Annotated in this window: 16 protein-coding genes; 5 read left to right on the top strand and 11 right to left on the bottom strand. The window is 52.1% G+C overall.

The window, feature by feature from the left end; translation table 11 throughout:
* Positions 1–45: 45 nt before the first annotated feature.
* From C5S61_RS14320 to C5S61_RS14285, 8 genes are all read right to left on the bottom strand, one after another.
* Positions 46–600, bottom strand: coding sequence for a hypothetical protein (locus C5S61_RS14320; protein WP_110515735.1), 555 nt, complete (start codon positions 598–600; stop codon positions 46–48).
* Between the two features lie 367 nt (positions 601–967).
* A complete protein-coding gene (locus C5S61_RS14315; RefSeq protein ID WP_110515733.1) occupies positions 968–2,017 on the bottom strand; it encodes a hypothetical protein in 1,050 nt (349 codons plus the stop codon).
* A 152-nt stretch (positions 2,018–2,169) separates the two neighbouring features.
* Positions 2,170–2,469, bottom strand: a complete 300-nt coding sequence (locus C5S61_RS14310) for a CsbD family protein (protein ID WP_110515731.1) — start codon at positions 2,467–2,469, stop codon at positions 2,170–2,172.
* Between the two features lie 81 nt (positions 2,470–2,550).
* On the bottom strand, positions 2,551–3,306 hold the full coding sequence (locus C5S61_RS14305) for a hypothetical protein (protein ID WP_110515729.1): 756 nt from the start codon (positions 3,304–3,306) through the stop codon (positions 2,551–2,553).
* Positions 3,307–3,341: 35 nt separating this feature from the next.
* A complete protein-coding gene (locus tag C5S61_RS14300; protein WP_110515727.1) occupies positions 3,342–3,743 on the bottom strand; it encodes a hypothetical protein in 402 nt (133 codons plus the stop codon).
* Between the two features lie 131 nt (positions 3,744–3,874).
* On the bottom strand, positions 3,875–7,393 hold the full coding sequence (locus C5S61_RS14295) for a flippase activity-associated protein Agl23 (RefSeq protein WP_110515726.1): 3,519 nt from the start codon (positions 7,391–7,393) through the stop codon (positions 3,875–3,877).
* Positions 7,394–7,436: 43 nt separating this feature from the next.
* The gene (locus tag C5S61_RS14290) at positions 7,437–9,983 is read right to left on the bottom strand and encodes a flippase activity-associated protein Agl23 (RefSeq protein ID WP_164689489.1); all 2,547 of its coding nucleotides are present in this window, start codon (positions 9,981–9,983) and stop codon (positions 7,437–7,439) included.
* Between the two features lie 186 nt (positions 9,984–10,169).
* Positions 10,170–11,666, bottom strand: coding sequence for an aldehyde dehydrogenase family protein (locus C5S61_RS14285; protein WP_110515722.1), 1,497 nt, complete (start codon positions 11,664–11,666; stop codon positions 10,170–10,172).
* A 624-nt stretch (positions 11,667–12,290) separates the two neighbouring features.
* On the opposite strand from C5S61_RS14285, the gene C5S61_RS14280 reads away from it, so the two are divergent.
* Entirely contained in the window at positions 12,291–12,983 is a 693-nt protein-coding gene (locus C5S61_RS14280) for a hypothetical protein (RefSeq protein WP_110515720.1), read from the top strand.
* A 270-nt stretch (positions 12,984–13,253) separates the two neighbouring features.
* On the opposite strand, the gene C5S61_RS14275 is transcribed toward C5S61_RS14280, so the two are convergent.
* Entirely contained in the window at positions 13,254–15,470 is a 2,217-nt protein-coding gene (locus tag C5S61_RS14275) for an alpha-amylase family glycosyl hydrolase (protein WP_164689488.1), read from the bottom strand.
* 209 nt (positions 15,471–15,679) lie between these two features.
* Here C5S61_RS14275 and C5S61_RS14270 point away from each other — a divergent pair, with 209 nt between their 5' ends.
* Genes C5S61_RS14270 through C5S61_RS14260 form a run of 3 tightly spaced genes read left to right on the top strand, consistent with a single transcriptional unit; the run spans position 15,680 to position 18,293 of the window.
* Complete coding sequence (locus C5S61_RS14270; RefSeq protein WP_110515718.1) at positions 15,680–16,726, top strand: hydroxymethylglutaryl-CoA synthase; 1,047 nt, start codon at positions 15,680–15,682, stop codon at positions 16,724–16,726.
* A gap of 13 nt (positions 16,727–16,739) precedes the next feature.
* Complete coding sequence (locus C5S61_RS14265; protein ID WP_110515717.1) at positions 16,740–17,894, top strand: thiolase C-terminal domain-containing protein; 1,155 nt, start codon at positions 16,740–16,742, stop codon at positions 17,892–17,894.
* A gap of 3 nt (positions 17,895–17,897) precedes the next feature.
* The gene (locus tag C5S61_RS14260) at positions 17,898–18,293 is read left to right on the top strand and encodes a Zn-ribbon domain-containing OB-fold protein (protein WP_110515716.1); all 396 of its coding nucleotides are present in this window, start codon (positions 17,898–17,900) and stop codon (positions 18,291–18,293) included.
* A gap of 176 nt (positions 18,294–18,469) precedes the next feature.
* Here the strand turns inward: C5S61_RS14260 and mnmG are convergent, their stop codons facing one another.
* Positions 18,470–20,422 (bottom strand): tRNA uridine-5-carboxymethylaminomethyl(34) synthesis enzyme MnmG, encoded by a 1,953-nt coding sequence (mnmG, locus tag C5S61_RS14255; RefSeq protein WP_110515715.1) that lies wholly within the window; start codon positions 20,420–20,422, stop codon positions 18,470–18,472.
* A gap of 416 nt (positions 20,423–20,838) precedes the next feature.
* Positions 20,839–21,234 carry a CoA-binding protein gene (locus tag C5S61_RS14250; RefSeq protein ID WP_110515714.1) on the bottom strand — a complete coding sequence of 132 codons (396 nt, stop codon included), beginning with the start codon at positions 21,232–21,234 and terminating at the stop codon, positions 20,839–20,841.
* A 220-nt stretch (positions 21,235–21,454) separates the two neighbouring features.
* On the opposite strand from C5S61_RS14250, the gene C5S61_RS14245 reads away from it, so the two are divergent.
* A complete protein-coding gene (locus tag C5S61_RS14245; RefSeq protein ID WP_110515713.1) occupies positions 21,455–22,081 on the top strand; it encodes a nitroreductase family protein in 627 nt (208 codons plus the stop codon).
* Positions 22,082–22,258 lie beyond the last annotated feature (177 nt).

The raw sequence follows: 22,258 nt of genomic DNA, 5'->3' as shown, positions 1-22,258 counted from the left end.
CGCGGGCGATCAAGCTTGATCGCCCGCGTTTTGTATTTAAGCTGATTAAAGGGTAGGTGTACGCGTTGGCGTTGCGGTTCTGGTTGCTTCGGGCATTCGCGTTGGTGTTGCTGTGCGCGTCGATTCTGGCGTGCGGGTTGCGGTTCTGGTTGCTTCCGGTGTGCGCGTTGCGGTTCTGGTTGCTTCGGGCATTCGCGTTGGTGTTGCTGTGCGCGTCGATTCTGGCGTGCGCGTTGGTGTGCGCGTCACTTCGGGCATACGGGTTGGCGTTGCTGTGCGCGTCGATTCTGGTGTGCGCGTTGTGGTTCTGGTTGCTTCGGGAGTGCGCGTTGCTGTGCGTGTCGATTCTGGCGTGCGGCTTACGATCGGCGTTGGATATGGACTGCGTGGCGTTGGCTTCGGCGTACGGGTAATTGGCACCAGCGTTGGCTTGGGCGTGCGCGTAACAAAAGCAACCTGGGTAGTTATCATAATAGGATATGGACTTTCGATAGGGCCACTTTTACCGCTGGCTTGGCTCAAACCTGCAAACATAAAAATAATGACAAGGCCAGCGACCAAAATTTTGAAACGCCATTCGGTGGTTGGGTTTGCTGACATGGGCGGCTCCTTCTAAGGCTTTTCTGCTAGGTAAAACGTGATCAATAGCGTTTCGCGATGGCCTATCGATAGACAATTCGTCTGCTCTTGGAAAGGTTTTCACGCGATTCTACATCGAATTAATTCAGCTTTGCAGTCAGATCCATTGGTGCAGTTTATCTAAATAGCTGGCGCTGCAAAGCCCAAGGCTGGATCATGTTGGCAGCAGCTGCACTGCATAGGGAAAGTGAATCGATGAACTAAGGCTACGGCTTAATCGACAAACTGCCTATAGCCCGAAAGGTATATTCCAGCGGTACTTCAAAGCAATCCACATCTGGATACTACTCCTATAGTTAATCGGGACTGGCATTAATAATCACGCCTATCAATGGGCGGCAACTGGGAGATAAAGCTGCCAAAATTGACTTTGCTGACTTAAAAACAGGCTATTGGCGCTATTCCAATGGGTGGCAAGGTAGCTCTGAGCTGGTGGGTTGGTATGAAAATAATCATCATGGCCACAATCAAAAATATCGCGAATGCTATGCTCAGGGCAAGCAATAACCAATTGTGGGTACGATGGCGCATCGGAGTAGCACATAATGTCCCATTCATCAGTACAATGCCAACTGCTGCTTGTATTCGGGGCATTTGGCTGAACGCCGCCAATCATATGCATATGTTCGTGGGCAACAACGCGCGCATTCCAACAGCCTGCATCAATTCGCGCATAGGCCACCGTATGATTATTGCTATTGGCACTACTTGCCTGCGTATCGTGCTGCACAGTGGCAATTCCACAGTAATAACGAGCCTCAACAAACATGAGATATTTGCGATCAGCACGATTAAACCCTTGTGCGGCTACGGCGGCAATTGTTGAGCCAAAATCGTTATCGGCACTCGGCGCAATAACCACATTCTGAACATCAATTTGGCAAGCCTGATCGAGTTGCCAGCGAATATGGCGTTGGCCGCCAGTCAGTTGGGCACTTTGGTTATAAATACTATCCACACCTAATAATTGTTTTCGCAACACCGGCGCGATAATTGAGCTATTGTCTTGCGTATCGCTCGCCCGAACATACAAGACTTGGGTTCGATAGTGGTTGGTACTATCATCAAGGCAAGGTTGGGATGATTGAGCCATTGACACATGTATTTGATTGTTAGGGTAAATTAATTCATTGGCCCAACTTTGGAGTAGTTGTGGCTCGCTAGCATCGGGGCCATGGGTACATAAATCGCTGGCTTGAACTCGAAACATGCCAGCACATTGGCCGCTTGTTTCCCATACCAAATTTGTATAATAAAGATTCTGCCATGGCTGATCGATAAAGCGCTTAGGCGGCGCACTTGGGCTTGCCTGTGAAGCTGTTGGGAGCAGCCAGATTGCAATCATCAACACCACTAAACTGACAATTAAACGCTGCATACATACCTCCATTTGTTAAACTCTACGCAGCTTAGAGCCACAAGTTCGGCAAATGAGGCAGGTACTAGCTAAAAAATCACCCTAAAAGCCTAACACCGCCATGAATTGACGGTGTTAGGTGAGCTATTGCGATGAGGGGGAAAGCAATAGGTCTATTGGTTGGCTTTGCGACGAGCTTCGCCTTTGAGCTCTTCGGCTGCGCCTTCTGCCTGCATTTGTTCATTGTTGAGCAAATCGCCAGCAACTTGTTTGAGGTTGCCTTTGGCTTCATCGGCCATACCGCCAAGCCGTTCGGCTGCTTTGGCGGCCTCTTGACGAGCTTCGCCTTTGAGTTCGGTTGCGCGGCCTTCGGCCTGCATTTGTTCGTTATCTAAAGCATCGCCAAGACGTTCTTTAGCATCGCCATATACTTCTTCGGCTTTACCTTTAATCCGTTCGCCTAAGTTACCCATTGCTAACTCCTTTGTTATCATAACTAACTACTATCAGGCTTTCATATGTTTTTATAGAAGCAAATGCCGTGCCACGATAGATTAATTAGGATTCCGCGTGAGCATAAATAGGCGAGAGCCAGCGGTGACGGCGATAAATAGGCCGATGAAAAAAAGCCGTAATGGCCATCTACGCCGAACTGTGTCTGGATTAAAAAGCAAAAAGCCGCCAATTAAGGCTAGGCCAAGCCCAATGATCAGGCTAATCAGTTCAAGCGCAAAACGACCAAGGTCAATTTTGGCTGGACGCAAAAGCTGCTGATGGTGATAAGCAACGCCTTGTAGCAGCATATCGGCATGATCAGCAGAGCAATGAAACATGCTCATAACAGCCTGAATTTGCTGGGAACGATCAGGCTGTTTGGTCAAAAGCTTAACAATTTGGTTCAGATCGGCGGGATTTAACTTTGGATAGGGTGGTGCAGCTGGCAATTGAAATGCATGTGCTACGCCTGAAGCACTTGGATTTGGCAGCTGAGCACTCGTCAGTGTTGGCGGAGCAACTGCCGCTGCTGGAACATTTGGCGCTGGTGGGCTAGCCCAAGCATCAGGTTGCTCCCACGGCAGGAGCACTGATTCTGGCTCGATAGCTTGCGCTGCTGGTTGATAGCCATAGCGTGCTGCGCGATCCAAACAATCTTGGCGTTTCTGGGGATCATCAAAGGTTTGGGCGAGTTGCCACCATGCCTCGCCATGGCTGGGATTGGCTCGTACCAAGGTGATCAAGTGTTGTTGGGCAAGCTGATAATTCTGTTGATTTAACGCCTGTTGGGCAGCCTGAAACAGATCTGTCGCCATATTAGATTCTCTCAATGCTTATTAACGTTGACCGATTAAGGATATTGTTCGAAGCGCGATTGCCATTCAACCTGATTGAAGCTAATTGAATCGTGGATGCTGATCATGGGCACGGTATCGACCAACGATGGGGTAAAAGCGGCAACGCTCAAAAATGGTTGCAGGCCTTGGCTCAATAATAACGCCAACAGCCGTTCTTGTTGCTCTTGGTGCAGCGTTTGTAAGCCATCGAGGGGAAAAAAGCGCTGGCCATATTTGGTTTGGGCAATCAGCAAGGAATAATCGTTCAGCATCAATGCATAGCAAATTTGCAACTCGGGATCGGTCTCTACTTGCATATATTCATTTAAATCGAACTGCAACCATTCAGCGCCATAGGCCAAGCGTAACAACAAGCTATCACTTTCGGGGTCATATGTGGTTTGCGGCTGAGTCATAACACACCTTCACCTACGAAAAACGGTAGTAGATCAACAAAACGAGGCTAGAGCGCCATTGTAGCATAGCTATATGGGTTAAACATCCAAGCCCATGGCTAAAACCATGGGCTTGGAGCAATCAGGTTAATTTAGCGAACTTTGGGCAAAACCCAGCGCTGAATACGCCGATTGGCTTTTTCGCTCACGTAGACGCTGCCATCAGGGGCGAAGGCCATGCCACTTGGTTGGCCAGTTGAGGTATCATCGTTGCCTTGACCACCCCAAACCAGCAACAATTGACCAGTTGCACTATACAAGGCAACTTGGTTTTTGCTTGGCACCGCAGCCGCAACCCGGCCTTGAGTATCAACCGCAATAAATGGGTCGAGATAGGTATCGGTTTGCCAGCCAGCAACCGACCATTGTACGCTTGGCGTTGCTTGAGGTACGCCATTCGCATCAAGCGGGAAGACCTGAATCCGGCCATTCCAAGTATCGCCAACATACAAACTGTTGTTGGCAGTACCCAAGCCAATTGGCTCGTTGAATTGGCCGATGCCTGCGCCAGCAGTGCCAACTTGGCCGAGGTAATTGCCCTCGGTGTCGGTCACGACAACCCGTTTGTTGCCAGTGTCGGCGATATACACCCGCCCACCACTAACGACCAAGTTGCGTGGGCCAAAGAAGCCCAATGGATTGGCGCTATTGCCTTCCGCCGTGCCACCGGTGCGCGTGAGGCGCTTACCTGAACCAGGTTGTAGCTCTTCGCTGCCACTGCCCCAACTGGTGACGAACCGACCTTGGGCATCGAACTTGGCAATCCGCGCATTCCAGGTATCGGCAACATAAACAAAGCCTTGTTCATCGACGGCTACGCCCGATGGTTCGAGCAATGCGCCAGTATTGGTGCCGCTAATAATTTTGGTTTGGCTATCGGTTTGATAGACCAAAATTCGATTATTTGGCGCATCGGCGATATAAACCGCGCCATCTGGACCAGTCGTAATGCCACGTGGTTCCGCTGGCTCGTCGCCCAACAATTGGCCTTCGGAAACCAGTTTGAGCGTGCTGCCTGAGCCTGCAACAGCGCCACCTTCGCCAACTGGCAAGTTGGCCAAATCGCGCTTGACGAATACCACGATCTCGCGGCCACCCAAAGAAACGGTCGCTGGCAACTCGCGTGAAAGCATATATTCACGCATCGTCACCCAGTTTGATGGCCGCAATGGCCAGGTCAGAATGAAAGCGCCACCAAGCGTACAGTTGAACTTCGAGCGACCATTGACATCTTTCTGGCCTTTCATGGCTGGATCACAACCATAGGCGGGATCGTAGATTTTTTCTTTGTAGCTCGATAGACCGTCGCTGCTGCTCTCAGGGAACCACCAGTTATGGTAAGTATCGTAGAGCTGCACATAGCCTGCTTGTTCCATACGTTGCGTGGTGTCGGCAGCCAAGTTTGATTTGGAGAAAATCGCCATTGGCGCATCGAGCATTGATTGATCGAGGGTGGCGATTTGGCTTTTGCGAACCCACTGAATATTCGTCCAATCGCGGAAATACCAATCGAGCGGCTGATTCAAACTCCCTTCAAGGCTTGAGCTTGAATCATCGCCGGCACTAATCAGGATTTTCATGCTATGGCCGCCAGTTGGATCTTCGATTGAGCGACTGTTGCGGGTTTGGCTAATTGCCAAGCGCTCAGCTTCGCGCACAATCACTGGCATATCCGGCGCAGTTTGGGTATAGACCAGAAATTCAACCGGTACATCTGGTTGAATGTAGGCCGCGACCACACTTGAGCGCAGGCTATACAACCCAAGCAAGGCCAAAATCCCCAACGTGGCGAAGGCGAAAATCACCCGCAAGCGTGCGCGTTGGACTAACATCCACAGCAACACGCCAACAATCAGCAACAAGACCACCAGCAAGAAGGCGCTAACCCGCGTGCTCATCACCTGTTGGCTAGCTCCGGTCGCTGCGCCAATCGCCCCCATAATTGCAATAATCAGGGCAAAGGCGATGCTGCCCAAAGGAATTGCCAACCATGCAATGCTGCGTTTGGTTTCGGCCCAATTGGTGCGATCAACAATTTTATCGAGCGCCCATGCGCCAGCCAAAACTGCTGGCAAGGTCATGTGAATCGTTAGCCACGGCATCTTTTCGCCAGCCCACGAAAACAGGGTCAGCGCCATCAAGAACCAGTAGAACAAAAAGCCCAGCCAAATTGCTGGCACGGTTTCTTCAAAGGTGGCTTCGCGAATTTCGGCCTCAGCTTGGGCCATATACGAGGTTTGGCCAGCAACCACAACTGGATTTTCGCCAATTGGAGCCACTGTTTCAGCAGTTGGCTCAATCGCCACCGCTTCGGGAGCTGCTTCGGCTTCAGCAACGGTTGCGTCAGCAGCAGGTTTAGCGGTTTCCTCACCAGCTTCATCCCAAATGCTGGAATTGGTGACGGCCTTGCGCCAGCCAATTTTGGCCAGCCAACCGCCCAAGCCTACCAAGGTCAAGCTCACGGGCAATAACTCGTAAATGCCCAATTGCATGAAATAGTAGAACCAAGGTTGGTCGCCGCGAGCATAGGTTTGCTGTGTGCCAAACCAATAGCTGATGCCTGCAAACAGGCCATCGACAATCCCGCGTGGGTAGGTGAAGAAGGTGCTAAAGAGCACGATGAAGGTCACCGCAAAGGCAGCAAATGCTTGCCAAAACACCCGTTTGCTCACGTAGCGCAAGCCTTGACGCAACAACGGCGCTTCGCTCCAGCGCAGGCTAATCAATTGGCCAAAGAGCAGGGTTGAAAAGCCAATCAGGCCCAAGCCGCCAAAATTCAGCTCGTTAGCCTCTTGATTGACGGCAGTTGGCAACGAAACATGGGGCTGGAAGATCATCAAGACCCCAGTGATTGCCATCAGAATGCCTGAACCAATCACAAATTTTTTCGAGCCAAGCGCTTCCCAAAGCAGGCGCTGGGCCAAAAAGCTGATGATAATAAAGCCAATGATAAACACCAACTCGTGGGTTGCCCAGAGCAAGGCCAAACTTGCCATTGCCAAATTCAGCCAGCGGCTACGGCCTGATTGCCAAAAGCGGAACAAGCCGACCATCAGCCAGAAGGTAAATAAAATCGCCAAGGCATCGTGGCGGGCAAAGCGCGTAAAGTAGAGCAAGGTTGGCGAAAGCAACATCAAACCTGCGCTCAGCAAGGCTGCACGTTTGCCAATCAATGGCCGCAACATCCAGCACGAAGCAACGAGGGCGATCCCAGCCATGGCCATGGGCAAACGCGCGGTCGCATCGCTTGCGCCAAACAAAAAGTAGCTCAGATAGGTACTGAGATACAGCGTTGGGCCGTGAAAAACTGGGTTATAGCAGTAGGTATCCGAGGCAGCATTGTTGATGCCACATTGAAAACCGCCCTTGCCCATATAAAACTGCCAGCTATATTTGGCATGAATCGATTCATCGTGGTGCATCGCCATATTGCCCAATTGCCACAAGTGCATAAACACACTCAGCGCAATCAACACAACATAGCTAATTAACTCGCTATTCAGCCAGCCAAATGCAATTGAACGATCTAACCATGATGAACTCTGCCGACGGCGTACTTGCAGTGGCTGAGCGCGACGCAGACGCTTTTTGGTTAAGTCAGGTGTGGTCATAAGCAACAAATCATCTCGTTACAAAGTGGAAACACAGACCGGCCTAACGCACCTGCGGTTGGCCATTCATATTTTGGGTTTGCACGCCCAACACATGGGCATAGCGCGGACGAACATAAACTTTGAAATCGACCGACGATAGCTGGGCTGGCGGCTGACGGAACAGCAAATAGCGCCAAAGCTCATTTTGGGTTTTGGCATCAAATGGGTTGCGCACCAGGCGGCCAATCGTCGAATCTTGATCGTATGGCGCTGGCTGCATCACTTGTTCGCCACGGCTATCGCGCATGGTTTGGCCATTGGCATCAAGCTCAGGCACCTCGGCAAAGCGATAGAACTGCGATTCAGGGAACCACCAGCGCAATGGGAAGCGGCCTTCGAGAAAGCCTTCGACATTGGCTTGGTTAGTCGTCCAGTTGCTATCGATCATCAAAATTGCCGCTGTTTCCGGCGTGGCAGCGCTGTTCATCGAGCCAGAAAAGCCCGTTGCTTTGGTATATTCGCGCACATACCACTTCCAGATTTGCTCATTATCGTACATAATTGGCAATTCCATGCGGCCTGTTTCGGCGATTGAAACCTTGCGCAAATCGTCCATCACGCGGCCAACATCGGGTGAGCTTTGCACATACACCAGCATTTCAACCGGAATATCGCCATTTTGGTAATTCAAGCGCCACGCCGAGCGAAATGAATACATGCTCCAGATGAGGGTTAATGCCAACGTTAGACCAGTTACTGCCCGTCGCCAGCCATGGAACATGCTATAAAAGCCAGTAATTGCCAGCACAATCAAAATCATGCTGCCAAGGAACATTGGCGTTGCTGGGCTGCCAGTTGGCGCAATATTCGGCTGAATGCGCACCATTCTGGTTAATTGCATCACGGCGTAGCTTGCAACCAAGCCAATCACCGCCAAATAGCTCACTAGGCCAAGCCATTCGGTGCGACGGGTTGGCAATTCTTTGCTCAGCCACGCCCGTTGAATTGGCTGAAAGCCCCAAGCAAACACGCGCCCGATGCCCCAAGCAGCAATAAAAATTAGCGGCACTGCAACGTGCAAGGTAATCCATGGCATTTTCTCGCCCGCCCAGCTATAGAGGGCAAACGAGCCAGCCGCCCACCATGCCAGCAAGCCAGGAGCCATACGCTGCGCAGTCAAAGCAGCGCCACGTTTGATTTGCAAGGCCAAGTGGCCAATGCCTGCGATGGTGGCTGCAAAGCCAGCAAACAGCAACAATGGCTCATATACCAACAATTGCACAAAGTAATAATGGCTGGGCTGACCACCACGCTCAACGTCGTGTTGCGCCACCCAATACAGCAGCGAGCCAGCAATCCCCGAAACCACGCCAACCGGATGCACCCCAAACGAGGTGAAGAAGGCGGCGTAAATCACCAAGCCCAAGACCACAGCCAAAGCGCCATGCATGCCCCAAAGCGAATCCAAGGCTGGCAACAAACTGCGTTCTGGCGCTTGGCTGACGGCGCGTTTCCACATGGTTTGGGTTTGATCTTTGCCCTTGTAAAACCAAATAATCACAATCACCGCGATCAAAAAGACCACCGTGAGCAGCGTCAAGGCCGTAATTGGCATATGCATAAACACGCCATTATTGCCATAGAGCGTTTGATTTTTGACTTGGTGATACAACCGGCTTTGGTTGGTTTGAGCTTCGGCATCGCTAATACCAAACAGAGTTTCGCTAAGTTTCGAGAAGTAGCCTTGGCGCAAGCCACCATTGGCGGTATCGTCGAAAAATAGATCATCGCCTTGGTTGCGCACGATCAAGGCTTGGCTTTCGGTGACCAACGGCAGTGGCAACCATTGCTCTTGACCATTGGCATCGAGCACCGGAGCAGGGTTGCCACTGCCCGAAACCACGAGGCCGCGATGATCAGGAATGCCCTTGAGACAAGCCACCGCCAACAAGCCATAAACCCCAAATAGGATCAACAGCTTGCGATTGACCTGCCACAGCGTAACCAAGACAATAAAACTGCCAAGGGTCAAGGTAAACAGATACGATGTCTCAATCGTGACAAACATCAAGGCAAACGAGGCAAAGAAAATATAAATCCAGCGCACATGGCGGGTGGAGATATAGCGAACGATCGCAATCAGACAGATAATTTCTTGGGTAACTGCAAAAATATCGTGGCGAATAAAGCGCCCGACATAGAGAGTTACTGGCGAAATTAATAGGTAGCCCACCATCATCAAGGCCGTACCACGCCCAATATTTTTGCGCAGCAGCCACGGCGTTAATGTTAGAGCTATGCCAAAGGTCGCGGCGGCCAAACGGGCTGTAAATTCATTGTCGCCAAACAAAAAGTATTGCAAGGCTGTCCAATAATACAAAAACGGCCCGTGGGTCAACGGATCGTGCAAATAGCCATCGCCGCGATAGAGCAACCACGAGTAGTACGCATGAATCGTTTCATCGTGGTGCAATGAGCGACCGCCAAGCGCCCACAGATGCATAAGCACCGAGAGCAAGCCAAGGCCAATATAGGCCAGATGTTCAACCGTGAAGCGGCGACGTTGTGTGCGTGGCACGGCTACCTGTCGTGAAGATGTTGCGATCATAAGTATGTGTTCTCTGTGTCGTTGCAAAGGGGTTGGAGCAGCGCTGCTCATTGAGACAACGAAATGTGACAGAATTTTTTGGTATTGTACTCGAACGAGGGGGGAGTGACAAGAAACAAAGTCTTAACGCCAGTAAACATCCAACCGCGAGCCAACCACATAGCTGGCTCGCGGTTGAAATTGGCTTTATTCGGCGTTATCGATTTGGGCGCGTTGCAAACCGCCACTGTAATCGACATACAACGATTTCCATTCGCTGTAGGTATCGAGCACCTGCGTGCCGCCTTCGCGCTTGCCGTTGCCCGTGCCTTTAGTGCCACCGAAGGGCAGGTGAATTTCGGCCCCAATGGTTGGCGCATTGACATAGACAATCCCAGTGTAGAGATCGCGCATGGCAATGAAGGCATTATTGACGTTACGGGTATAAATCGACGATGACAAACCGTATGGCACGTCGTTGGCAACATCAATCGCTTCTTCGAGGCTATCGACGGGAATGATCGAAACCACAGGCCCGAAAATTTCCTCTTGCGCGATGCGCATGTTGCGTTTGACATTGCCAAAAATGGTTGGCTGGTGGAAGAAGCCATGGCCCAAATCGCCATCGGTCAAGCGCTCGCCGCCCAACACCAATTCAGCGCCTTCTTCGCGGCCAATTTTGACGTATTTTTCAACCACGCCCAATTGACCTTCGTTAATTGATGGCCCCATTTGCATGCCATCGAGCAAGCCATTGCCCACTTGAATGGTTTTGGCTTCTGCTTGGATACGGCTGGTCAATTCATCGACAATTGAGCGATGCGCAATAATCCGCGAGGTGGCAGTACAGCGTTGGCCAGTGGTGCCAAACGCACCCCAAACCGCGCCGGCCAAGACCAAATCAAGATCAGCATCGTCCATGATGATCATGGGGTTTTTGCCGCCCATTTCGAGCGAAACATGCTTGCCTTGTTGCGCGCACAAGGTCGAGACGTGGCGGCCAACTTCGGTCGAGCCGGTGAACGAAATCACCTTGACATCGGGATGTTGCACCAATGGCTCGCCAGCGCTTGGGCCGTGGCCCGAAACGATATTGACCACGCCTTTTGGCACGCCTGCATCAACCAACGCTTGCACAAAGTTGTAGGTTGAGAGCGGGGTATCTTCAGCAGGCTTGATCACCACGGTGTTACCACAAATCAAAGCTGGGAAGATCTTCCACGATGGGATGGCCATTGGGAAGTTCCAAGGCGTAATCAAACCACACACGCCCAAGGGTTGGCGCACGCTCATCTGGAATTTATTGGGTAATTCCGAGGGCGTGGTTACGCCATACAAGCGGCGGCCTTCGCCAGCCATAAAATAGCCCATGTCGATGGCTTCTTGCACATCGCCACGAGTTTCAGCCAAAACCTTGCCCATTTCACGGGTCATATCGTTGGCATATTGCTCTTTGCGTTCTTGAAGAATTTGCGAAGCCCGATAGAGCAACTCGCCGCGCTTGGGCGCTGGCACGAGCCGCCATGCATTGTAGGCTTCCTTTGCGGCAGCAACCGCATCGGCAATATCCTCAGCACCAGAGTCGGGGAAGATGCCAATCACATCGCGGGTATCGGCGGGGTTGCGGTTCTCGTAGGTCTTGCCCGAACGCGCTGGCACCCACTCGCCGCCAATGTAGTTATAGTACACCTTATGATCCGACATCGTTGTCCTCCGTGAAGTAAAATCAAATCTTGCCTTATCTTACCATACAAGACCGCAGGGCTAAGGGATGAATTATGAAGGATGAATTATGAGGAACGGAAGAATTATGAAGGATGAATTATGAGGGATGAAATTTAACCACGAAGGAGGGAATGGCGATAGGCTATGGGCTTTTGGGGAATCCTAATCTGAGCAAATCTGTGTCAATCTGTGGCTAAAACGTCATGCTTCTTTTTTGATCCACGAAGAGCACGAAGAACACGAAGGGGAATTGGCGCGAGGCATAATGATTCGTTGGTTTGGCAAACGTGGCATTCCCTCACCCCAACCCCTCTCCCGTGCGCGGGCGAGGGGCTTTAATCCCGTGGTTCTTGTCGCAATTCTTGGTGCACAACGGTCGGCTCCCCTTCGCCCGCGTTTTCGTGGGAGAGGGGGTTGGGGGGTGAGGGGACAGGCTGAATTTATTGCAAATACCAATAATTATCCGCTATCCTATAGCCTTCATCCCTCATAATTCATCCTTCATCCTTGTATTCGCTTCATCCTTACATCAGCTGGCTATCATTGTGTGGCATTGGTTAGCCACAGTAGGCTAGGGTGACTCCAATTATGAGGAAGAGACCAATGATTAAGCACTGGATGCGGCCAATGCTTGGTGGATTGTTGTTGCTACTCGCAAGTTGCGGCCAGCCCGATCGTGCCCCAACCAACGTTCAACCACTGGCTCCCATCGCCAACAGCGGCGCACAGACTGCGCAACCAACCGCAACTTATGAAGACCCGTTTGCGTGGGTGATTGACACGCCACCTGCTGATGCAATTGCTCGGGTTACCGCCGAAGCAGCCCACGATCTGGCTATAATCCATTTTGAGGAAACCATGCAATCGTTGCCCTCAGCTGATCCAATGGGGCCAGCTAAAACCTATGAATCACTCCCAACAAGGGTAATGCCTACGTGGATTCGGCTTGGTGATGAATGTGAGAGTGATAATGGCGATATGACGTTTGAGACTTCTAACTGTTGGGCCGCGCGAATCGATAATGAAACGATAAGTATTCACATTTCGGCTGGCCGCGAATCTCCTCAGGCTGTTGGATCAATTCGGCTTATCATTTACCCTATAGTAGATCGATTCCAACGCAAAGTAGTTTTGTATTATGCGCCCCAAACGACCAATGTGCTCAGCCTAACCGCAGTCGCCTATCCGCTTGTTGATCTTCAATCTGACAATGGCCTACCGTTTCGCTTCAACCTCGAAACCCATCAATGGCTCGATGGCAACGGCACGCCAATTCCACTCACGCCAACGCCATAGCAACGTTTTTTTGATCCACGAAGAGCACGAAGGGGAATTGGCGCGAGGCATAATGATTCGTTGGTTTGGCAAACGTGGCATTCCCTCACCCCAACCCCTCTCCCGTGCGCGGGCGAGGGGCTTTAATCCCGTGGTTCTTGTCGCAATTCTTGGTGCACAACGGTCGGCTCCCCCTCGCCCGCGTTTTCGTGGGCGAGGGGGTTGGGGGGTGAGGGGACAAACTGGATTTTATGTTCTATGCTCTATGCTCTATGTTCTATGCTCTATGCTCTATGCTTTTTTTCGCCGCGTGGTTGTTGACGGGGCTGCGGCTGGCTCAGCCTTGGCAGCAGCAGGATCAGGCGGCGAACCAGGCCGAATATGCAGCATCAAGCTATCGAATGGCTCTAAAATCAAGGTCAAATTCAACAGATCATCACGTCGCCAGCTGCGTCGCCCAGCGTGTTCCAGCACTTGCTCGCGCACTAAATCGAACAAATGATATTCGCCTTCGGCCATCTGCATGCGATCAACGGGCATGCTCAGGGTAGCGGTGCGCCGATGCGGCCCCATATTCAACACCACCGCCAAACGTTCTTCGTGCCACACCCGCAGCACGCTCCACACCGAGGGCACATCGCAGGGCATCACATTAAATAATTGCTTGCCATGACGCAAAATTGGGTAGTTGGCCCGAATATTGAATACTTGTTTGATCCACGCTTCTTGGCCAACTTCTTGGCCCGTCCAAAGCATTGGCACGAAGCCACAGCCAACCATCCCGATCATCAGCAAACGCGCTAGCCGCGAGCCACGCACGGCATCGGCAATCGGGTTAACATCGCGGGTATCGTGGGTTTCGGTAAAACAAACCCGAATTGCGCCCTTGGGCAAGGCCAAAAAGTGATCTTCGAGCCACTCGCCAAGTTCATAGGGCGAGAGCACGCCCAAACCAGCGTGAAAAAACATCAAGTGCGCCAAATAATCATAGGCAAAATCGTGGTTGGTTGGGAACAACGGGCCATATAATTCGCACAATAAGGCAGCTTGGGGATTGATTTGGCGCAAGGCTTGACGCATCCGCTCGACAATCGTCAACACGCCAAACGAGGTGCTTGCAGCCATGCGCTCCAAACGGCGATCCCAATTTGGCTCCTTGCGATGCGGCGCATCAACCCGCCAGCCATCAATCTGATAGGTTTGGGCGAAGCGCGTCGTCCAATCCACATAAAAATCTTGCACCTCAGGATTGGCCCAATCGAAGCTGTAGGTATCGTTCCAGCCGTGCGATGAAACCAAACGCCCGCGCTCATCGCGGCAAAACCAGCCTGGCCGCTCTTGAACATAGCGCGCAGTCCGCGAACAGCCCTGCACCACCAAATCGCAGAGCACGCGCATGCCCAAGGCATGGGCTTGATCAACTAAGGCCTTGAATTCTGCTTCAGTACCTAAAGTTGGCTCAAGTTGCTCAAAATCTTCGATTGCATACGGCGAGCCAGCGGCCTGCCAATTCATATCCCATGGCTTACCCGAAAGATTGTTGTAGCGCCAAATTGGCATGAGGTTGATCGTATCGAAGCCCAAATCGCGCAACCGAGCTAGCTCTTGGGTAAATTGGGCAAAACCACCCCACAAGCCAACGTGGGTTTCGAAGATATTGGCCGCACAGACCCAATCGGGCACATCGGCCAAGCTGCGCACGCCCAGCACAGGCCAGGTGTTATGAAAAGCATGCATCGCATCGTACCAATTGCCATGTACCAACATACAATATTGAGTGCCGCCGCTCAGCGTGGCATCGGGAGCCAGCCAGCCAGCAATTTCCAGCTCGTGGCCAACAGTTAATGCCAAATCGTTGCCATCAATCTCAGGCCATGCCGATTGATCTTTGCTCCAATACCAACACAACAAATTATCGCTTTCGCTGGTGCTGTGCAAGGCCAACAAGCCAGGCCCACGATCAGGCGCATTTTCAAATAAACGTCCACGCCGAATTGCTGGAGCAATTGCTTGGCTGGGCAAGGTGTCACGCCGTAATTTTGAAACCGCAGCAATATCCAAGCGTGGGCGAAAACTATTGCTTGGCGCTTCAAAACGCGCTTCGCTATAGCTACCAACGCGAGCGTAGGGCCAACTGAGCCGTACCCAATGCACACGCGCCTCATTGCCGCCGCTGTTGGTTACGGCAACCGAACGCCGAATCAAAGTTCCCGTAATTTGCAAGGTATCGCTGATGCGCAAAAAGCCCAAGCCAATGTTGATTGTCAACTCAGTTACGCCCGCCACTTCGCGGCCATGATGGCTGAGATAGCGCGGAAAATGCGACTCGCTGACCCAACCATCGGCCAGTTGCACATCGACCGACATGCCCACGCTACCAATATTCAGAATGTTGGCTTGGTTGGGGCGACGCAGTAGCGTCAACATCCCAGTTGAAGTCGAAAAACCAAGCTCCATTTCGGCGGTCATAACAATCAGATTTTGCTCATGGTGATATTCGTAATACATACAATAGCTCGCACTAATTGGGCAATTGCAGCTCGTCATTTTGCGCAGCATACCACAGCTTGGGGCAAGTTGAGAGTTTTCATCAAGCTTTTATGGCTGGCTTGACAGGTTTTGGCAGCTTCAGCGTGCTAGAGTGCTAGCAGAAATTGAGCTGGCAATGCCGCTAGCGGTTGCAACGCTGCACCAACCATTGTTGAAAGGACAAACTCATGCGTCAACCTGAACGTCCAGTTGGGATCGTTGGGTATGGAGCATATGTTCCGCGCTATCGCATTGCAGCCCAAGAAATTGCCCGCGTCTGGGCCGCTAGCGAAGGAGCATTGCCAATTACATCAAAAAGCGTGCCCGGCCCCGATGAAGATACGATTACGATGGCGATTGAAGCTGGCCGCAATGCCCTCAAGCGCGCCCAAATCGACCCGCAACAATTAGCCGCTGTTTGGGTTGGCAGCGAAAGCCACCCCTATAGCGTCAAGCCAAGCGGCACAATCGTTGCCGAAGCACTCGGCACATCGCGCTGGATCAGCGCCGCCGATTGGGAATTTGCCTGCAAAGCTGGCACCGAAGCCTTGAGCGCAGGCATGGGCTTGGTTGGCAGTGGCATGGCCGATTATGTGCTGGCGATTGGCGCTGATACGGCCCAAGGTCGCCCAGGCGATGCCTTGGAATATACCGCCGCCGCCGCTGCCGGAGCGTTGATCGTTGGCCCTGTCCAACAAGCGCTCGCCACAATCGAAGCAACGCTTTCGTATGTTTCCGACACCCCCGATTTCTTTCGCCGCGCCGATCGGCCCTACCCGATGCATGGCAATCGCTTCACCGGCGAACCAGCCTATTTTCACCATGTCAGCACTGCTGCCAAGCAATTGTTGGCCGAATTAGGCCGCACTGCCGCCGATTATCAATATGCTGTCTTTCATCAACCCAACGTGAAGTTTCCCCAAACTGTGGCTAAACAAGTTGGCTTTACGCCTGAACAATGCCAAGCAGGCTTGTTGGCGGGCGAAATTGGCAACAGCTATTCGGCAGCTTCGATGATTGGCTTGTGTGCAGTGCTCGATGTTGCCCAAGCTGGCGACCGCATTTTGCTGGCCTCGTATGGCAGCGGTGCTGGCAGCGATGCCTATTCGTTGGTGGTAACTGAAGCGCTGGAGGCTGCGCGAAATTTAGCGCCACGCACCAGTGCCTATCTCAAACGCCGGCAATTAATCGATTATGCCACCTATGCCAAGTGGCGTGGCAAAATTGTTGAGTAAAGGTGTAGGTGCAATGCAACAGGTTTTTATTGCAGGCGCAGCCTGTACCGCCGTTCGCGAACATTACGATCGTTCGTTGCTCGATTTGGCTTTAGAGGCGCTGCATGGCGCGGTTGGTTCGTTTGATCCTCGTTTGATTGAAGCCTTGTATGTTGGCAATGCGCTTGGCGATACGCTCAGCGAGCAAAGCCAACTTGGCGCGTATATCGCTGGCGCAGCTGGTTTGAACTGCGAAGCACTGCGGGTTGAAGCCGCCGGAGCCAGTGGCGCGTTGGCCTTGCGCCAAGGCTATTTGGCCATTGCTAGCGGCCAAGCAGATGTTGTTGTGGTGCTTGGTGTCGAAAAAGCCACCGACAAGCTCGATGCTGCCGTGCAAGCAGCCTTGGCCTTGGGCCTAGATGGCGAGCTTGAACGCGCCGTTGGCCTAACATTAACTGGCGGCTGGGCGCTGTTAATGCAACGCTATTTGCATGAATATCAACTGCCAGCCACCGCTCTAGCTCCATTTGCGATCAATGCGCATGCCAATGGCGCGGGCAATCGCAATGCGCTCTATCGCTTTGCAATTAATGCCCAAAAATGGGCCAATGCAGGCCAAATTGCCGAGCCATTGAATATGCTTGATTGTTCAACGGTTGCCGATGGTGCAGCAGCAGTGGTGTTAGTTAGCGAACGCTATGCCCGCGAAGTAGCCCAGCCAATCGCAATTGTGGGCAGCGCCAGCAGCAGCAGCAACCTGGCCTTGGCGCAACGCCCCGATCTGTTGTGGCTTGAAGCAGCAGCGGTTAGTGGCACGAAGGCCTTGCAACAAGCCAAAATCGATCGCAATGCAATTGATTTAATCGAATTAAGCGACCCCCATGGAATTGCCGCAGCGCTCAGTTTGGAAGCCTTGGGCTATGCAGAACGCGGCCAAGCTACCCAATTAGCCGCCGAAGGCGTAATTAGCAAAGACGGCGCATTACCGCTCGCAACCGCTGGCGGCTATAAAGCGCGCGGCGATGTTGGCGGCGCAACCGGAGTCTATCAAGTGGTCGAAGTTGTAGCCCAATTGCGCGGTCAAGCAGGAGCCAACCAAGTTGCCAAGGCCAAAACCGCGCTGACCCAATGTTTGGGCGGCGTTGGCGCAACCGCCGTGACCCACATTTTGCAAGTAGCAGAGGTTTAAGCGATGAATCTACCAAAACAATGGCGGCTCAAAGGCCAACGCTACCGCCTCGAAGGCCAACGCCACAGCGATGGTCGGGTGCGCTTTCCGGCTCAGCCAGCCAAATTGGGCGAGGCCAATGATGCTTGGCAGCCGTATCAATTGGCCAAGACTGGCGAACTTTTTTCGTGGACGGCGCAGCGCAGCAATCGCAGCGAATTTGACCATGAGCCAATTGTAATTGTTGGCATCATCAAGCTGGCAGATGGCTGTCTGATCACGGCCCAATTGACCGATTGCGAACCAAGCGAGTTGCACATTGGCATGGCGATGGAAACAGTGACTCGCAGTTGGGGCAAGGTCGGCGAGGACGATTTATTGGTGTATGGCTATAAATTCCGACCGCAGTTAATCGATTAATCTACAAAACGTAGAACGAAACCACGAAGAACGCGAAGATCGCTAAGGTTTAGTTAAGTGGTTTGCTGAAATTTGTATACATTTCAAGCTTCCCAGATACTAAATCTTCGTGCGCTTCGCGTTCTTCGTGGTTAAAACTGCCTAATCCCTAGACCCTGACCACTGGCCCCTAGCGCCTACTCCACCGTCGCCCGTTCGCGGCGTTCGAGGTGAATCAGCAAGTGGGCAATATCGGCGGGATTGATGCCCGACAAACGTGAAGCCTGACCCAAGGTCGCTGGGCGGAAGCGTTTGAGCACTTGGCGCGCTTCGATCCGCAAGCTAGGAATCGCCTCAATATCTAAATCGGCAGGCAAACGCCGATCTTCCATTTTGCGCACTCGCTCAACCGAGGCTTGCTCTTTGGCAATGTAGACCGCATATTTGGCGCTCAGCTCAACTTGCTCGGCAACATCGGCCTCAACCGCTGGCAGATCAGGCTGAACTTCGGCCAACTGAGCGTACTTGACCCCGACCCGCCGTAGAATATCTTCGCCTGAAGCTGGCTGCAACAATGGATCAATGCCTGCATTTTGCAGGCGGCCATTGGTTTCAGCGCTCGGGGTGTAGCGCAAACCACGCAATTGTTGGGTGGTTTGATCGATCGCCCATTGTTTGCGTTCGACTTGCTCGGCGCGTTCGGCACTAACCAAGCCAAGCTCAGCAGCCAATGGCGTGAGCCGCAGATCAGCATTATCGCCTCGCAGCAACAAGCGATGTTCAGCCCGCGAGGTAAACATGCGATATGGCTCGCGAATTTCTTTGGTCACCAAATCGTCGATCATAACGCCAATGTAGGCTTGGTCGCGGCGCAAAATAAATGGCGCACGCCCAGCAACCTTCAAAGCAGCGTTAATCCCCGCCATCAAGCCTTGTGCGCCAGCTTCTTCATAGCCAGTTGTGCCGTTAATTTGGCCAGCAAAAAAGAGATGTGGCAAGCGTTTGGCTTCGAGCGAGGCGTTAATTTCGCCAGTCGCGACCGCATCATACTCAATCGCATAGCCAACCCGCATAATTTCGACCTTGCGCAGAGCAGGAATCGAACGCAACATAGCCCATTGCACATCTTCTGGCAACGAAGTATTGCAGCCTTGCACATAGATTTCGAGCGTTTCCCAGCCCTCTGGCTCAAGGAAAAAGCCATGCGATTCTTTATCGGCAAAGCGCACAATTTTATCTTCGATTGATGGGCAATAGCGTGGCCCAACGCCCTCGATCACGCCGCTAAACATCGGTGCGCGATGCAAATTGTCGCGGATATGCTGGTGGAATTCGGGCGTGGTGTAAATGTGATAGCAGGGCAATTGAGGTCGCCAGCCATCAAGCATTGGCTCTGGGTAAATTGGGTTGGGCGGGCCATGCACCAAACTTTCGGGCCGCTGACCATCGTAATTAAACGAAAAATACAGTGGCGTGCTGGAGCCTGGCTGCACTTCTAGCCCAGTAAAATCAATCGTTCGCGCGTCGATCCGTGGCGGCGTGCCAGTTTTCAAGCGCACCAATGGAAAGCCCAACTGGCTCAAATCACTCGAAAGATTGACCGCTGGTTGCTCGCCCATGCGGCCAGCAGGAATAATCGCTTCGCCAGTGATGGCGCGGCCACGCAAAAACGTGCCCGTGGTCAAGACCAAAGCCTTGGCGCGATATTGCCAACCAGTTTGGGTTTCGACGGCAAAATTGGCCCCATCAGCTTGATCAGCCAAGGGGATAATGCGCTCAACCATGGCTTGTTTGAGCGCTAAATTTGGCTGGGCTTCCAGAAACTCTTTCATGGCCTTGGCATACAAACGCTTGTCGCTTTGGGCGCGTAAGGCTTGCACAGCAGGGCCTTTGGTTTCATTCAGCAGCCGAATTTGAATCAAGGTACGGTCGGTAATGACCCCCATCGCGCCACCAAGTGCATCAATTTCGCGCACCAAGTTGCCTTTTGCGGGGCCACCAATTGATGGATTGCACGACATGTGCGCCAATTTATCGAGATCGATCGTTAGCAAGAGGGTTTGCGAACCCATGCGTGCAGCAGCCAAAGCCGCTTCACAGCCCGCATGCCCACCGCCAACAACGACCACATCATAAGTTAAATTTAGCATAGCTCAACAAGACATAAGTGAAGAACACGATAGTTTATTGTACCGCAAACTTGATATTTTGGGGGTCGGGGATTGGGGGTTGGAATTTTTGATCCACGAAGGACACGAAGGGGACTTGGCTCTAGGCTATTGGCTTTTGGCCAAAGGAATTTGTGCATTTCAAAGCAATGTTCCGCTAGCCTATAGCCATCGTTGCTCTTCCGTGGTGCAGATAGGGGTTAAGATCCCCTCACCCCAACCCCTCTCCCGTGCGCGGGCGAGGGGCTTTAACCCGTGGTTCGTTCGTAATTCATCGGTGTGTAAGGGCGGCTCCCCCTCGCCCGCGTTCAGTGGGCGAGGGGGCTGGGGGGTGAGGGCATGCTCCACATCAGATTAATTGTTAAAACCAACCCTTGAAAAGCCCCAACCCCTAAATATTACAACTGCTGCATATGCTCGACTTTAATGCATTTATCCATCACAACCTCTAAGCCAGCGGCTTCGGCAGCGGCAGCGGCTTCTTGATTGACGATGCCAAGTTGCATCCAAATTGCCTTAGCGCCAACCGCAATCGCTTCTTCAACAACTGGTGGCACATCTTCGGCGCGGCGGAAAATATCGACAATATCGATAGGCTCTTTGATGTCGCTCAAGGAAGCCACTGGTTGCTCGCCAAGCACAGGCTCGGTCAACACCGGATTAACTGGAATAATCCGATAGCCAGCGCGTTGCATATATTCGGCAACGCCATAGCTCGCCCGATCTGGTTTGTTGCTCAGGCCCACCACAGCAATCGTTTTGGCATTGCTCAATAGTTGTTTAATATCGCTCATAATTCCTCCTTAGAACCAACACATATCGCAAGGATTGTACCCCAAAACCAGCAAATTGCCTGAAATTGCCAGCAATTAGGACAGCATGAACCGCGCTTGGGACGAGCCAAAGGACGCACCAATAGATAAATCCAAGGACAATATGTAATTATGATAGTTACAGATACAGCAGACGCAGCCCAGACGATGGTGCTGCACTATTTTCTAGGAGCTTAGACCAATGACTCAGCCAGCCGTAAACAATGTTTTGAGCGTCGCCGATGCAATTACCAGCCGCCGCTCAGTTCGTAAATATACCAATGATCAAGTGAGCCAAGCCGACCTCAAAACCATTTTGGAATTGACCGGCAAAGCTCCTTCAGCGTGGAACATCCAACCATGGCGCTTCGTTGCTGTGCGCAACCAAGAAGTCAAAGACAAATTGCAAGCAGCTGCTTATGGTCAAGGCCAAGTCGGCAGCGCTCCAGTTGTAATTGCTGTCTATAGCGACACCACCGATGCCTTGGCCAACCTCGCCGATGTGATTCACCCAGGCGTGCCAGCAGAACAACGCCAAGGCGCAATCGATGGCGTTTTGGGTGCTTTCGCTCATCGCAGCCAAGAAGAAAAAGAAGCTTGGGGCTTGGGCCAAACCAACATCGCGCTTGGCTATCTCTCATTGGTGGCTCGCTCATTGGGTTACGACACCTCATTGATGTTGGGCTTTGATCCAGCTCAAGTCAAAGAAATCTTGGGCTTGCCAGCTCACGTTCAATTGGCTGGCTTGGTATCATTGGGCGTTGCCGCTGAAGAAGGCTACCCACACCACCGCCACGAAGTCGAAAAAATTACCCAATTCATCGACTAAGTTTGGTTTGATCCACGAAGAACACAAAGGCCAGAGCACAATGCTCTGGCCTTTTTCTTGTCGTTAAACCGCGAAGGACGCGAAGATCGCTAAGATTTAGTTAAGTGGTTCGCTGAAATTTGTATAAACTTCAAGCTTCCAACTAATTCAACCTTCGTGCACTTCGTGTCCTTCGCG

Origin of the sequence: Herpetosiphon llansteffanensis, from assembly GCF_003205875.1 — a bacterium.
GTDB lineage: Bacteria > Chloroflexota > Chloroflexia > Chloroflexales > Herpetosiphonaceae > Herpetosiphon > Herpetosiphon llansteffanensis.
Note: the sequence above shows the minus strand (reverse complement) of the source record. Positions and strands in the feature narration are given on the sequence as shown.

Excerpts from the sequence above, each read along its gene's own strand:
- C5S61_RS14320 (WP_110515735.1), bottom strand. The coding sequence starts at position 600 with ATGTCAGCAAACCCAACCACCGAATGGCGTTTCAAAATTTTGGTCGCT.
- C5S61_RS14315 (WP_110515733.1), bottom strand. The coding sequence starts at position 2,017 with ATGCAGCGTTTAATTGTCAGTTTAGTGGTGTTGATGATTGCAATCTGG.
- C5S61_RS14310 (WP_110515731.1), bottom strand. The coding sequence starts at position 2,469 with ATGGGTAACTTAGGCGAACGGATTAAAGGTAAAGCCGAAGAAGTATAT.
- C5S61_RS14305 (WP_110515729.1), bottom strand. The coding sequence starts at position 3,306 with ATGGCGACAGATCTGTTTCAGGCTGCCCAACAGGCGTTAAATCAACAG.
- C5S61_RS14300 (WP_110515727.1), bottom strand. The coding sequence starts at position 3,743 with ATGACTCAGCCGCAAACCACATATGACCCCGAAAGTGATAGCTTGTTG.
- C5S61_RS14295 (WP_110515726.1), bottom strand. The coding sequence starts at position 7,393 with ATGACCACACCTGACTTAACCAAAAAGCGTCTGCGTCGCGCTCAGCCA.
- C5S61_RS14290 (WP_164689489.1), bottom strand. The coding sequence starts at position 9,983 with ATGATCGCAACATCTTCACGACAGGTAGCCGTGCCACGCACACAACGT.
- C5S61_RS14285 (WP_110515722.1), bottom strand. The coding sequence starts at position 11,666 with ATGTCGGATCATAAGGTGTACTATAACTACATTGGCGGCGAGTGGGTG.
- C5S61_RS14280 (WP_110515720.1), top strand. The coding sequence starts at position 12,291 with ATGATTAAGCACTGGATGCGGCCAATGCTTGGTGGATTGTTGTTGCTA.
- C5S61_RS14275 (WP_164689488.1), bottom strand. The coding sequence starts at position 15,470 with ATGTATTACGAATATCACCATGAGCAAAATCTGATTGTTATGACCGCC.
- C5S61_RS14270 (WP_110515718.1), top strand. The coding sequence starts at position 15,680 with ATGCGTCAACCTGAACGTCCAGTTGGGATCGTTGGGTATGGAGCATAT.
- C5S61_RS14265 (WP_110515717.1), top strand. The coding sequence starts at position 16,740 with ATGCAACAGGTTTTTATTGCAGGCGCAGCCTGTACCGCCGTTCGCGAA.
- C5S61_RS14260 (WP_110515716.1), top strand. The coding sequence starts at position 17,898 with ATGAATCTACCAAAACAATGGCGGCTCAAAGGCCAACGCTACCGCCTC.
- mnmG (WP_110515715.1), bottom strand. The coding sequence starts at position 20,422 with ATGCTAAATTTAACTTATGATGTGGTCGTTGTTGGCGGTGGGCATGCG.
- C5S61_RS14250 (WP_110515714.1), bottom strand. The coding sequence starts at position 21,234 with ATGAGCGATATTAAACAACTATTGAGCAATGCCAAAACGATTGCTGTG.
- C5S61_RS14245 (WP_110515713.1), top strand. The coding sequence starts at position 21,455 with ATGACTCAGCCAGCCGTAAACAATGTTTTGAGCGTCGCCGATGCAATT.